We start from the raw sequence: 12,487 nt of genomic DNA on the forward strand, positions 1-12,487 counted from the left end.
CACCCGGTGCGGCCGGGAGCGCGGGTGCTCAGAGCGCCAGCTCGTAGACCTCCCGCCACGTCGGGTCCGCGTTCAGCCGCGCCGCCCGCAGGGCCGCCGCGATCTCCTCGTCCGGGTCCACCAGGTGCGCGGTCACCGGCACGTCGGCCAGGTGCGAGTGGGTCGTGGGGGAGCGCAGGACGACCGTGCACGGGACGCCGTCGGCGAGTCCCGGCACGTCCTGCTCGGTGCCGCCGACGGCGACCCACAGGCTGCCGTTCCGCCACACGACCTGCGCCAGCCTGCCGCGGTGACCCCGCGGCGCGATCCACACGGCGGCGGCCTTGCGCAGCGCCGCGTCCAGCACTCGGGTGATCTCCACCGGTTCAGCCTCCCACGGGCCTGTGAGCCGCATCTCGGGGAATGGCGACGCCCCGGCGGCCGTGCCACGCTTCTGCGCGACGGTAGTTACCGGCCGGTACGAGGAGGTACCCAGTGGTCGACCAGCAGCGTCCCCGGCGCTCGTGCCTGGCTGTGCCCGGTTCGAGCCAGAAGATGATCGACAAGGCGCGCACGCTGCCCGCCGACCAGGTCTTCCTGGACCTGGAGGACGCCTGCGCCCCGCTGGCCAAGCCGGACGCCCGCAAGACCATCGTCGCCTCGCTCAACGAGGGCGGCTGGGACGGCAAGACCCGCGTCGTCCGGGTCAACGACTGGACCACCGAGTGGACCTACCGCGACGTCACCGAGGTCGTCGAGGGCGCCGGGGCGAACCTGGACTGCGTCATGCTGCCGAAGGTGCAGACCCCCGAGCAGGTCCACGCGCTCGACCTCCTGCTCACCCAGATCGAGAAGACCATGGGGTACGAGGTCGGCAGGATCGGCGTCGAGGCGCAGATCGAGAACGCCAGGGGCCTGATCAACGTCAACGCCATCGCCACCGCGTCCCCGCGCGTCGAGACCGTCGTCTTCGGACCGGCGGACTTCATGGCGAGCATCAACATGAAGTCCCTCGTGGTCGGCGAGCAGCCCCCCGGCTACGACGTGGGCGACGCCTACCACCACATCCTCATGAGCATCCTGATGGCGGCGCGCGCCGGCGACGTGCAGGCCGTCGACGGTCCGTACCTCCAGATCCGCGACGTGGACGGCTTCCGGCGCGTCGCCGAGCGCTCCGCGGCGCTGGGCTTCGACGGCAAGTGGGTGCTGCACCCCGGCCAGATCGAGGCGGCCAACGAGGTCTACAGCCCGAAGCAGGAGGACTACGACCACGCGGAGAACATCCTCGACGCGTACGAGCACTTCACCTCCGAGGCGGGTGGCCGGCGCGGCGCGGTGATGCTCGGCGACGAGATGATCGACGAGGCGTCCCGCAAGATGGCGCTGGTGATCTCCGGCAAGGGACGGGCGGCCGGGATGACCCGCACCGACCGCTGGACCCCGCCCGAGGCGTGACACCGCGCCGTTCGGGGAGGAGAACGGGAGAGGAGCAGGACCGCTACCCCCGTGGACCGGTCCGTAACACCATCGGCCCGCAACGGGTGAAAGACCGCGTCGGGACGCCTTTCAACTGGCGATCTTGCCTGGTGGGAAGTGCATTCTGCGTTCATGTCACGTTCGAGCAACACACGAGGCCGCCGGGGACTGCGGGTGTTCCGCCGTCGCACCGACGACCTGTTGGAGCGCTCTCTGCGGACCTGTCCGGGATGCGCCGCCGCCGTCCACGTCTTCGCCGACACCTGCCGCCACTGCGGCGGGCACCTGGAGGTGTCCGCCTGCTGATCCGGGCCGACCGGCCCGCGTCGCGAGGGAGCCCGGTTCCTGTTTCGGTACAGCGGGTGGGCTTGCGCACCTTCGCGGCGCGGACGTGCGTCGCACTGACCATACTCGCCGGTAACCCCAGCGACGAAGGGAAGTGCGATGCCGCGCCTCGCCCAGACCGCAGGTCTCACCGATGTCCAGGAGGAGATCCTGTCGACCGTCCGCGCGTTCGTGGACAAGGAGATCATCCCCCACGCGCAGGCGCTCGAACACGGTGACACGTACCCGGCGGACATCGTCGAGGGCATGAAGGAGATGGGCCTGTTCGGCCTGACCGTCCCCGAGGAGTTCGGCGGGCTCGGCGAGTCGCTGCTCACCTACGCCCTCGTGGTCGAGCAGATCGCCCGCGGCTGGATGAGCGTCTCCGGCGTCATCAACACCCACTTCATCGTGGCCCACATGCTGAAGCAGCACGGCACCCCCGAGCAGAAGCGGAAGTACCTGCCGCGGATGGCGACCGGCGAGGTGCGCGGCTCGTTCTCCATGTCCGAGCCGGAACTGGGCTCCGACGTGGCGGCGATCCGCACCAGGGCGAAGCGCGACGGCGACGAGTTCGTGGTCGACGGCCAGAAGATGTGGCTGACCAACGGCGGCACCTCCAACCTCACCGCCGTGCTGGTGCGCACCGACGAGGGCACCGAGGACGCCGTCAGGCCCCACCAGCGCCTGACGGCCCTCCTGGTCGAGAAGCCGGAGGGCTACGGCGAGGTCGCCCCCGGCCTGACGATCCCCGGCAAGATCGACAAGATGGGGTACAAGGGCGTCGACACGACCGAGATGGTCTTCGACGGCCACCGCGTCCCCGCCGGTCAGGTGCTCGGCGGCGAGGTGGGCAGGGGGTTCGGGCACATGATGGACGGCGTCGAGGTCGGCCGCGTCAACGTGGCCGCGCGCGCCTGCGGCATCGCGATCCGCGCGTTCGAGCTGGCCGTCGACTACGCCCAGCAGCGCACGACGTTCGGCAAGCCCATCGCCGAGCACCAGGCCGTCGCGTTCAAGCTCGCCGAGATGGCCACCAAGGTCGAGGCGGCGCACCTGATGATGGTCAACGCCGCGCGGCTGAAGGACTCCGGCGCGCGCAACGACGTCGAGGCGGGCATGGCGAAGCTGATCGCCTCCGAGTACTGCGTCGAGGTGACCCAGGAGGCGTTCCGCATCCACGGCGGCTACGGCTACTCCAAGGAGTACGAGATCGAGCGCCTCATGCGCGAGGCCCCGTTCCTGCTCATCGGCGAGGGCACCAGCGAGATCCAGAAGACGATCATCAGCAGGGGACTGCTGCGCGAGTACCGCTCGCGCGGCTGACGCCGGTGACGCGGTCCGCGCCGGAGAGCGGCGCGGACCGCCCGGACGCCCGCTCGGCCGAGTCGATCAACGCGGGTCTGGTCGGGCAGCAGAACTGCGAGAACACGTTCGCTGTTGTGACAACTGTTCGCTGGACGAGTGCACCCACCTCCAGGAACTCTGGTTGCAGTGGAGAGTCGGCAACGGCGATGTGGAGAGCGGCGCGGGGGCGGCCGAGCCTTGACGAAGGACGTCCTCCTCGACACCGCGGCCGAGTCGTGTGCTGCGGGGCCGAACAGCCTCACCGGTGACACGCTGGTCGTGCCGCACGGATGCCGCCAAGGCGCGGGTGGATCTGGTGGTTGAAGCGCCGGACGGCTCGAAGACGGTGATCGTCACGGCGCACCCCCGTTCTGCAACGCTTCGATCGAGGGGCGGGTCGCTGCTGACCTGCTTGAACCAGGTGATCTGCGCAAGCGTCCACAATCGTTCTGTCATCACTTCGAGCACTGTTCGCCCGGTGGAACTTCGTACGCACAACCTCTGTGCCCGTGAAGTTCACGTGCGCCTGGACGTCCGACTGTTCGACGGGTAGCCGAAAGGGCTTTCGCTGGTAATGGAATCGACATCTCAAGGGTTTACGAGGGGAAGTGTCAGCTCTGCCGTCGACTCCTTCAGGGTGCTGGCTGTTGATATCGGGAACGTCCTGGAAGCTCAGCTTCCCGGGGTCGACTACTCGAAAGTCGAGCCCCTGTGCTGCACAGCTGACGCAATTGGTCGTCGACAATCCGGATCAGAGATCGCTGTTCGAAGAGGAGTTTCGAGGTCTGATCCACTCCGAGAACTTCGGCATGTTGGAGATCGTGCAGTACTCCGTGCACGTCCTCCGCTGGCCGTCCGTGCGAAGTGCTGTGGAGTTCGCTCGGTACGAGGTGAGCGATGGGCGCAGGCAGTATGTCCTGATGAGAGTCCTGGAGGCGTTCGACGACGACTGGGAGGAGAGAGAGGTCTTCGAGCGGTTTCGCGGTCGAGCGGAGGGGTGAGCACTCGTTCCGGCCCCTGGTCGTGCTCGTCGGCGTGAACGTCCGCTGGGGCGGGTGCGGGCGGTGCTTGCGGAGCGCGCCGCCGTCGCCGCACCGCGCCGCACCCGTTTCGCACGGTGTGCCCCGACTTGGCAGGATGGGGTGATCAGCGCTGCGAAGAGGTGGTCACCGTGACGAGTTCGTTCTCCGGTCAGAGTCAGAGCCGCCAGGGCCTCACCCCCCGGCTGCCCACGCCGCCCACCGGCTGGCCCATCGGGTCCTACACCACCTACGAGGAGGCCCAGCGCGCCGTCGACTTCCTCGCCGACGGGGACTTCCCCGTCCAGGAGGTCACCATCGTCGGGGTCGACCTCATGCTCGTCGAGCGGGTCACCGGGCGGCTGACCTGGGGTCGCGTGATCGGCACGGGGGCCGCGTCGGGCGCCTGGTTCGGTCTGTTCGTCGGCGTGCTGCTCGGGTTGTTCAACAGCGCGGGCACCGGCAGCTTCGGGCCGATCCTCGTCGGGCTCGTCACCGGTGTCGTCTTCGGCGTCGTGTTCGCGGCGGTGGGCTACGGGTCCACGCGGGGCAAGCGGGACTTCCAGTCCGCCAGTCAGCTCGTGGCCGGGCGGTACGACGTGCTGTGCCAGCCGCGGTCGGCCGAGAAGGGGCGCGACCTGCTCGCCAAGCTCGCCATGAAGCCCGGCGGCCCGGCGGTCTGACGCTTCGGTCCTGAATCGTTGTCCGTCTCGGTTGCGGGCAGTGATCAACAGGCCTAGGTTCGTTCCACCGGTCGTCACCCAGGAGACGGACGACCGGTTCTGGGGCACGACGGGGTGCCGGGCGCAGCCGTGACCGGCTCTTCCGTGAGGTTGTCGGAAGGAGGCTGGGCCGATGAGGGACGCCGACCGATCGGGGCGTTGCCGAACACCACGTCGTCGGATGGCCGCAGCGCTGGGGGCCGCACTCGTGGCGGCTCCACTGGTGACAGCGTGCGGGGCTAGTGACGACGGCATCACCATCAACGTCTACAAGTATCCGCAGGAGAGCTTCCAGTCAATCGTCGACCGCTGCAACGAGGTCGCGGGCGGTCGCTACGACATCGTCTACCACAAGCTCCCGCGCGAGGCCGACGCCCAGCGCGAGCAGATGGTGCGCAGGCTCGCCGCCGGTGACACCGGCATGGACGTCATGGGCATGGACGTCACGTGGACGGCGGAGCTGGCCGAGGCGGGCTGGATCAGGGAGTTCACCGGCGACGCGAAGTCGCAGGTGGAGGCGGGCACTCTCCAGACACCGCTGGACACCGCCAGGTACGAGGGCAAGCTCTACGGAGCGCCGGACAACACGAACGTCCAGCTGCTCTGGTACCGCGGTGACCTGGTTCCCACGCCCCCCGCGACGTGGGACGAGATGATCGAGATGGGCGAGGAGCTGCGGGCCAAGGGGCAGCCGGGCCTGATCGAGGCGACCGGCAAGCAGTACGAGGGCCTCGTCGTCATGTTCAACACGCTCGTCGCCTCCTCCGGGGGCACCATCCTCGACGTGAACGGCACGAAGGCGATCGTCGACGACGGCGTGGTGCGGGCGCTGGAGACGCTGCAGACCTTCGCGACGTCCGACGTCGTGGACCCGTCGTTCTCCAACGCCGCCGAGGACGACGCCCGGCTGGCGATGGAGGCCGGCAACGCGGCCTTCATGCTCAACTGGCCGTACGTCTACGCGGCGGCGCAGGAGAAGCCCGAGTTCGCGAAGAACCTCAAGTGGGCGCCCTACCCGTCCACCGGCGACGGCGACTCGCGGGTCACCGTGGGCGGCATCAACTACGGCGTGAGCGCCTACTCGGAGCACCCGGACGAGTCCTTCGACGCGGTGACCTGCCTGCGCAACGCCGAGAACCAGAAGCTGCAAGCGCTCAAGGACGGTGTGCCGCCGACCATCGAGGCCGTCTACGACGAGCCGGAGATGGCCGAGACCTACCCGATGAAGGACGCCATCATCGAGACGCTGAAGACGGCGAGCGTCCGCCCGCGGACCCCGGCGTACCAGAACGTCTCCACGGTGATCTCCACGATCCTGTCGCCGCCGGCGAGCATCGACCCGCGGGCGACGGCGGACCGGCTGCGCAGCGAGTTGCAGGAAGCGCTCGACTCCAAGGGGGTGCTGCCGTGAGCGGGACGACCACCGAGCCGGCCGACGTGGCGGCGCGGGCCGTTCGCCCGGCCGGCGAGAAGGACAAGCCCGTCCTGAGCGAGGGCAAGAAGGCCGAGCGCAAGCTGGGCCTGATGCTCGTCGCGCCCGCGGCGATCGTGATGATCGCCGTCACGGCGTGGCCGATCATCTACTCCGTCTGGCTGTCGCTGCAGCGCTACGACCTGAAGTTCCCCGACCGCACCGAGTTCGTCGGACTGGACAACTACGTCACGGTCCTCACCTCGGAGTACTGGTGGAACGCGGTGTGGGTGACGGTCGTGCTGACCGTGGTGTCCGTCGTGATCGAGCTGGTGCTCGGCATGGCGCTGGCCCTGATCATGCACCGCACGCTCGTCGGCCGCGGCATCGTCCGCACGTCGACCCTGATCCCGTACGGCATCGTCACGGTCGTCGCGGCCTTCTCCTGGCGCTACGCCTGGACGCCGCAGACCGGGTACCTCGCCGAGATCGTGGCCAGCGGCGACCCGGTGCTGACCCAGAAGATCCCGGCGCTGATGGTCGTGGTCCTCGCCGAGGTCTGGAAGACCACGCCGTTCATGGCGCTGCTGCTGATGGCCGGTCTGGCGCTCGTGCCGGACGACCTGCTGCGGGCCGCGTCGATGGACGGCGCGAACGCCTGGCAGCGCTTCGCGAAGGTGATGCTGCCGATCATGAAGCCCGCGATCCTGGTGGCGCTGCTGTTCCGCACCCTCGACGCGTTCCGCATCTTCGACAACCTGTTCGTGCTGACCGCCGGATCGCAGGGCACGTCGTCGGTGTCGATGCTCACCTACAACAACCTGATCAGGGGTCTGAACCTCGGCATCGGATCGACGATGTCGGTGCTGATCTTCATCATGGTGGCGGTCATCGCCTTCGTGTTCATCAAGCTGTTCGGCACGGCGGCGCCCGGCAGCGACGACGGGGGGAAGCGCTGATGGCAGGCGTGGGAGGGGCCGAGACGACGGCCCGCAAGGTCCGCTGGGGCGTGCTGAACGCCGTCGTGGTGATCTACGCGCTGTTCCCGGTGCTGTGGATCGCGTCGCTGTCGTTCAAGTCGGCCGCGACGCTCACCGACGGGAACTTCGTCCCGCGCGAGTGGACGCTGGACAACTACGCCAACATCTTCGCCACGACCGAGTTCGTGCGCGCGCTGCTGAACTCCATCGGCATCGCGCTCATCGCGACCACGATCGCGGTGGTGTTCGGCACGATGGCGGCGTACGCGATCGCGCGGCTCGACTTCCCCGGCAAGAAGCTGCTGGTCGGGGTGTCGCTGCTGATCGCGATGTTCCCGCAGGTGTCGCTGGTGTCGCCGCTGTTCGAGATCGAGCGCTCGCTGGGCCTGTTCGACACGTGGCCCGGCCTGATCCTGCCGTACATCACGTTCGCGCTGCCGCTGGCGATCTACACGCTGTCGGCGTTCTTCCGGGAGATCCCCTGGGAGCTGGAGAAGGCCGCGAAGATGGACGGCGCCACGCCGGGCCAGGCGTTCCGCAGGGTCATCGCCCCGCTGGCCGCTCCCGGCGTGTTCACCACCGCGATCCTGGTGTTCATCTTCTGCTGGAACGACTTCCTGTTCGCGATCTCGCTCACCTCGACCGAGCGCTCGCGGACCGTTCCGGTGGCGCTGTCGTTCTTCACCGGCAGCTCGCAGTTCGAGGACCCGACCGGGTCGATCGCCGCGGCGGCCGTGGTGATCACGATCCCGATCATCCTGTTCGTGTTGTTCTTCCAGCGTCGCATCGTCGCCGGGCTGACGTCCGGCGCCGTCAAGGGGTGAGGTTCCAATGGCAGAAATCGTTCTGGACAAGGTGACCAAGCGGTACCCCGACGGTGCGCTGGCCGTGCAGGACGTGGACGTGGAGATCGCCGACGGCGAGTTCATCATCCTCGTCGGCCCGTCCGGCTGCGGGAAGTCCACGACGCTGAACATGATCGCCGGGCTGGAGGACATCTCCTCCGGGGAGCTGCGCATCGGCGGCGAGCGGGTGAACGAGCGCGCGCCGAAGGACCGGGACATCGCGATGGTGTTCCAGTCCTACGCCCTCTACCCGCACATGACGGTGAAGGAGAACATGGCCTTCCCGCTGCGGCTGGCGAAGGTCGACGACGCGACGGTCGAGAAGAAGGTGGCCGAGGCCGCCGACATCCTCGACCTGGGGCAGCACCTGGACCGCAAGCCGGCGAACCTGTCCGGTGGCCAGCGGCAGCGCGTCGCCATGGGGCGGGCGATCGTGCGCAGCCCCAAGGCGTTCCTCATGGACGAGCCGCTGTCCAACCTCGACGCGAAGCTGCGCGTGCAGATGCGGACGTCGGTGTCGCGGTTGCAGCGGCAGCTCGGCACGACGATGGTCTACGTGACGCACGACCAGACCGAGGCCATGACGCTGGGCGACCGCGTCGTGGTCATGCGCGGCGGGCTGGTGCAGCAGATCGGTGCTCCGCAGTTCCTCTACGACCACCCGACGAACCTGTTCGTCGCCGGGTTCATCGGCTCGCCGTCGATGAACTTCGTCCCGGCGACGCTGGAGAACGGCTCGCTGCGGTCGGGCCTGGGTGACGTGACGCTGAGCGACCGCATCCGGAACCTCCTGGAGAGCGCGGACGCGCCCCGCGAGGTCATCGCGGGCATCCGCCCCGAGCACTTCGAGGACGCCCGGCTGATCGACGACGCGTCGAGGTCCCGCGGTGCGACGTTCACCTCCTCCGTGGAGGTGCTGGAGTCGATGGGGTCGGACAAGTACGCCTACTTCAGCATCTCCGGCGAGCAGGCGACGTCGGCGGAGCTGGCGGAGCTGGCGGCGGACGTGGGCACGAGCGACGTCCCCGGCGACGGCATCTCCCTGGTCACACGCATCTCGGCGACCTCGACGGCCAAGGTGGGCGAGCCCGCGGAGATCTGGTTCGACGCCGACAAGGTGCAGCTCTTCGACCCGGCCACCGGGAAGAACCTCACCTACTCGGGCGACTAGTCGTTCTGCTGCTCGACCGGCGCGGGCCGTCGTCGGGGAGGACCTCGCGTCCTCCCGGCGGCGGCCCGTTCCGTCGTCGGGGCACACCGCGGAACGTGCTGCGCGCAGCAACTTCCCCACTGACCGCAGCCACCGATATGACGCTGAGTAGCTGATTGGCCAAGGGCATCTGCCGGGACGAACTCGCGTGGTCCATTCAGCGCAGCCTGGCGACTTTTCAACGCACCGTGATCCGCAGCTCTACGGATCGTCCTCAGGCTGGTCGAAGGCGGGTACATCCCGGCTGGTCGTCGGGGCAGCGGGTGTCCGCCGAGGACAGGGGAGAGCGCATGGGGATCCTGGACGGGAAAGCGATCGTGGTGACCGGTGCCGGCCGTGGCCTGGGAGAGGCGTACGCCGTGCACGCGGCGCTCGCCGGCGCCTCGGTCGTGGTGAACGACGTGGACGCCGACCTCGCGGAGCGCGTCGCGGAGAACATCGGGCTGCACGGGGGCCGCGCGGTCGCCAGCGCGCACACCGTGGCCGACCCGAGCGAGGCCGAGAAGATCGTCGACCTCTGCACGACGGAGTTCGGTCGCGTCGACGGCCTGGTGAACAACGCCGGGCTCAACTACGAGACGCCGCCCTGGGAGGACGACCCCGACACGATCCGCCGGGTCGTCGAGGTCAACCTCCTCGGCGTCGTCTACACCGGGATGGCCGCCATGCGCGCGATGCGCGAGCAGGGCGGTGGCGGCTCCATCGTCAACATCTCCTCCGGCGCGTTCCTCGGTCAGCGCAAGCTCGCCACGTACTCCGCCACGAAGGGCGCCGTCGTCTCGCTCAGCTCGTCCTGGGCGCTCGACCTGGAGCCCGAGGGCATCCGCGTCAACGCCGTCTGCCCCGTCGCGCACACGCGCATGGTGTGGCAGTCCGAGCGGTCGCTGCGCGCGATCCCGGCCGACCGCACCCCGTCCAAGGTCGCCCCGCTGGTGCTGTTCCTGCTCAGCGACGCGTCCGAGGGCATCACCGGTCAGATCGTCCGCTGCAACGGCCGCCAGCTCCACCTCGTGGGACACCCCCACTTCAAGCAGCCGATCCTGGAGAGCGACCTCTGGGACACGGCGAGTGTTGAGCGCGCGTTCACCGGCGTGCTGCAGGCGCACCTCGAACCGTTCGGTCTCGAGAAGCGCATGCCGCCCCGGTTGCGCGAGCTCGTCGAACCGTCCCGCACGGCGTAACCGCGCAACGCCGAGCGGGACTGCTGGACGCGGGGGGCTTTCGTGCCGTCCGACGGGACGGAAGCTCCCCGCGTTCGGACATCCCGGCCTCCCCTCCGCGCACACCGGTCCCACCCGCCCCCCGGTCCACTCCTCCCGCACGCCGGAGCACGAAATCGCGCCCGCTGTGAGCCCTTCGGCGGTCCGACAGCGCCGGTGCGGAGTGCGAAGATCGGATCGTGGACGAGACAGGCGGAGACCGGCCCCGCGCCGCCGACTGGCGGCTCGTGGTGGAGGCGCGGCTCAACCGGGTCAAGGCCGATCTGGCCGCGCTCGGGCCGCGCGACCCGCTCGACGAGGAGGGCCAGCAGTGGCGGCGCACCGCGGACGACGCGGTGGCCGTCGTGGAGTCGGCGCTGGCCCACCGGGACGGGTTCTCACCACGTGCCATCACGTCGTGGTGGTCCGGCTGGCACATCGAGCGCGCCTGGCGCGCACTGCACGAGGCGGAGATCGCCACCGTCGCCGCCGAACCCGGCCTGGACGGCAGGCTCCCGAGCCTCCAGGCCAGGGTGTGGGCGAACCTGCCGGACGAGGACCCGCGGCGCAGAGCGCTGGAGGAGCTGCGACCGGGCGAGTTCCCGCCGCGGGTCGAGCGGGCCGTGGTCGTGGACGCGCTGCGGGCGGCGTTCGACAACTCCGACAGCTCCCACGCCGGCGCGCGGGCCCTGCGCAACAAGCTCATCGCGGCGAGCGTCGTCCTCTTCGTCCTCAACACCGTGCTCGGCGTGATGGGCGTGGTCCGGCCGGGCACGATCCCGCTGTGCGTGCGGGCCAGGGAGGAGCTGGCGGCGATCTGCCCCGGCGGTCCGGCACCGGCGGGCATCGACCTGTTCCTCGTGCAGCTCCTCGGCGCGTTCGGCGCGCTGCTCGCCGCGGCCGTGCCGCTGCTGCGCCGCAGGCCCAGCCTCTCGCCCTACGTCATGATCGGCTACCAGGCGCTGATCAAGGTCATGCTCGGGGCCGCGCTGGCGGTGGTGGGCGTGCTGGCGCTGAGCGCGGGGGTGGTGACCGGGCTGATCGGCATCACCTCGCAGGGCGCGCTGCTGCTGTGGGCCGTGATCCTCGGCTACGGGCAGCAGATCGGCACGCGCCTGCTGGACAACTACGCCGACCGCGTCATGCACCGGGCCCGGCCGCTGCCGGAGGACGACTAGCGTCAGTGCTGGCTGGACCGCACCGCGTCGAGCACCTCGGGGTCCCAGCGGTGCGTGCGGATCAGCCGGTACCGCTCACCGGCGACCCACACGTACGCCTCGGCGTCGGTGCGGTCCCCGATCATGTCGGCCTGCCGCAGCATGGTCACGACCGGCTGGTACTCCTCGGAGTACCAGCGCCGCGCGACGGTGGCCCGGTCGAGGAACCGCCCCTCGTCCTGCATCAGCCGGAAGCCCCACGCCTCGACGTTCTCGCCCAGCCGCGCGTAGTCCCACGGGTCGCACACCACCACCGCGGTCCGCGCCTGTCCGGTGAGCGGCACGCGCTCCAGGAACAGCCTTCGGTGGTCCTTCACGATGAGGTCGCCGCGGTGCCGGATGCCGCGGGCGTTGATCCGGGTGACGACCTCCGTCACGTAGGCGTCGATCGTCTCCAGCCCGAGGGCGTGCGCCACGGACACGCGGTGGTGCCCGTCGGAGACGAAGTGCAGGTCGCCGACCCGGTAGACGTCGATCGGCGGCACGGACTCGCCGCGCCGCTGCGCCAGCGCCAGTCGCTGCCAGCGCTCCCGCACCCGCCCGGACGTGGGCCGGAACCGGCGGTCGAAGTCCCGCGTCCGGTCCACGCTGCCGACGATCGAGTCCAGCCGGATCACCCGCAGTCCGGTCCTGCGCTCGCTGAGCCGGCCCAGCGCGTCCACGACCTCGGCGAACGGCAGCATGATGTTCACGTCGTCCGGTTCGCGCCGCAGCCACGCCGCGAGCCGCGACAGCACCTGCTGCCGCCGCATCCTGGT

Annotated in this window: 12 protein-coding genes; 10 read left to right on the forward strand and 2 right to left on the reverse strand. The window is 69.6% G+C overall.

What is annotated here, in order from left to right; translation table 11 throughout:
* Nucleotides 1-28: 28 nt before the first annotated feature.
* Nucleotides 29-361 carry a hypothetical protein gene (locus IMZ35_RS13760; RefSeq protein WP_307868071.1) on the reverse strand — a complete coding sequence of 111 codons (333 nt, stop codon included), beginning with the start codon at nucleotides 359-361 and terminating at the stop codon, nucleotides 29-31.
* A gap of 113 nt (nucleotides 362-474) precedes the next feature.
* On the opposite strand from IMZ35_RS13760, the gene IMZ35_RS13765 reads away from it, so the two are divergent.
* The 10 genes from IMZ35_RS13765 to IMZ35_RS13810 all read left to right on the forward strand — a co-directional run bounded on the left by IMZ35_RS13765 (nucleotide 475) and on the right by IMZ35_RS13810 (nucleotide 11,690).
* Entirely contained in the window at nucleotides 475-1,434 is a 960-nt protein-coding gene (locus IMZ35_RS13765) for an HpcH/HpaI aldolase/citrate lyase family protein (protein ID WP_199441407.1), read from the forward strand.
* A 465-nt stretch (nucleotides 1,435-1,899) separates the two neighbouring features.
* A complete protein-coding gene (locus IMZ35_RS13770; RefSeq protein WP_199441408.1) occupies nucleotides 1,900-3,105 on the forward strand; it encodes an acyl-CoA dehydrogenase family protein in 1,206 nt (401 codons plus the stop codon).
* Between the two features lie 752 nt (nucleotides 3,106-3,857).
* Entirely contained in the window at nucleotides 3,858-4,127 is a 270-nt protein-coding gene (locus IMZ35_RS13775) for a hypothetical protein (protein ID WP_199441409.1), read from the forward strand.
* A gap of 170 nt (nucleotides 4,128-4,297) precedes the next feature.
* Nucleotides 4,298-4,828 (forward strand): YflT domain-containing protein, encoded by a 531-nt coding sequence (locus IMZ35_RS13780; RefSeq protein ID WP_199441410.1) that lies wholly within the window; start codon nucleotides 4,298-4,300, stop codon nucleotides 4,826-4,828.
* A gap of 220 nt (nucleotides 4,829-5,048) precedes the next feature.
* Nucleotides 5,049-6,278: an ABC transporter substrate-binding protein gene (locus tag IMZ35_RS13785; RefSeq protein WP_229371755.1), complete on the forward strand. Its 1,230-nt coding sequence runs from the start codon at nucleotides 5,049-5,051 to the stop codon at nucleotides 6,276-6,278.
* Nucleotides 6,275-7,237: a carbohydrate ABC transporter permease gene (locus tag IMZ35_RS13790; protein ID WP_438816868.1), complete on the forward strand. Its 963-nt coding sequence runs from the start codon at nucleotides 6,275-6,277 to the stop codon at nucleotides 7,235-7,237. Before IMZ35_RS13785 ends, IMZ35_RS13790 begins: the two co-directional genes overlap by 4 nt.
* Nucleotides 7,237-8,082 carry a carbohydrate ABC transporter permease gene (locus IMZ35_RS13795; protein WP_199441412.1) on the forward strand — a complete coding sequence of 282 codons (846 nt, stop codon included), beginning with the start codon at nucleotides 7,237-7,239 and terminating at the stop codon, nucleotides 8,080-8,082. The genes IMZ35_RS13790 and IMZ35_RS13795 overlap by 1 nt, the downstream gene beginning before the upstream one ends.
* 7 nt (nucleotides 8,083-8,089) lie before the next feature.
* Complete coding sequence (locus IMZ35_RS13800) at nucleotides 8,090-9,274, forward strand: ABC transporter ATP-binding protein (protein WP_199441413.1); 1,185 nt, start codon at nucleotides 8,090-8,092, stop codon at nucleotides 9,272-9,274.
* Between the two features lie 329 nt (nucleotides 9,275-9,603).
* Nucleotides 9,604-10,494 (forward strand): SDR family NAD(P)-dependent oxidoreductase, encoded by an 891-nt coding sequence (locus tag IMZ35_RS13805; RefSeq protein WP_199441414.1) that lies wholly within the window; start codon nucleotides 9,604-9,606, stop codon nucleotides 10,492-10,494.
* Nucleotides 10,495-10,712: 218 nt separating this feature from the next.
* Entirely contained in the window at nucleotides 10,713-11,690 is a 978-nt protein-coding gene (locus IMZ35_RS13810; protein WP_199441415.1) for a hypothetical protein, read from the forward strand.
* A 2-nt stretch (nucleotides 11,691-11,692) separates the two neighbouring features.
* Here IMZ35_RS13810 and IMZ35_RS13815 read toward each other — a convergent pair whose 3' ends face one another.
* Nucleotides 11,693-12,481: a ParB N-terminal domain-containing protein gene (locus IMZ35_RS13815; RefSeq protein WP_199441565.1), complete on the reverse strand. Its 789-nt coding sequence runs from the start codon at nucleotides 12,479-12,481 to the stop codon at nucleotides 11,693-11,695.
* Nucleotides 12,482-12,487 lie beyond the last annotated feature (6 nt).

Source organism: Umezawaea beigongshangensis, from assembly GCF_016464305.1.
GTDB lineage: Bacteria > Actinomycetota > Actinomycetes > Mycobacteriales > Pseudonocardiaceae > Umezawaea_A > Umezawaea_A beigongshangensis.

Coding starts and splice junctions, on each gene's coding strand:
- IMZ35_RS13805 (WP_199441414.1), top strand. CDS start 9,604: ATGGGGATCCTGGACGGGAAAGCGATCGTGGTGACCGGTGCCGGCCGT.
- IMZ35_RS13770 (WP_199441408.1), top strand. CDS start 1,900: ATGCCGCGCCTCGCCCAGACCGCAGGTCTCACCGATGTCCAGGAGGAG.
- IMZ35_RS13800 (WP_199441413.1), top strand. CDS start 8,090: ATGGCAGAAATCGTTCTGGACAAGGTGACCAAGCGGTACCCCGACGGT.
- IMZ35_RS13785 (WP_229371755.1), top strand. CDS start 5,049: ATGGCCGCAGCGCTGGGGGCCGCACTCGTGGCGGCTCCACTGGTGACA.
- IMZ35_RS13795 (WP_199441412.1), top strand. CDS start 7,237: ATGGCAGGCGTGGGAGGGGCCGAGACGACGGCCCGCAAGGTCCGCTGG.
- IMZ35_RS13815 (WP_199441565.1), bottom strand. CDS start 12,481: ATGCGGCGGCAGCAGGTGCTGTCGCGGCTCGCGGCGTGGCTGCGGCGC.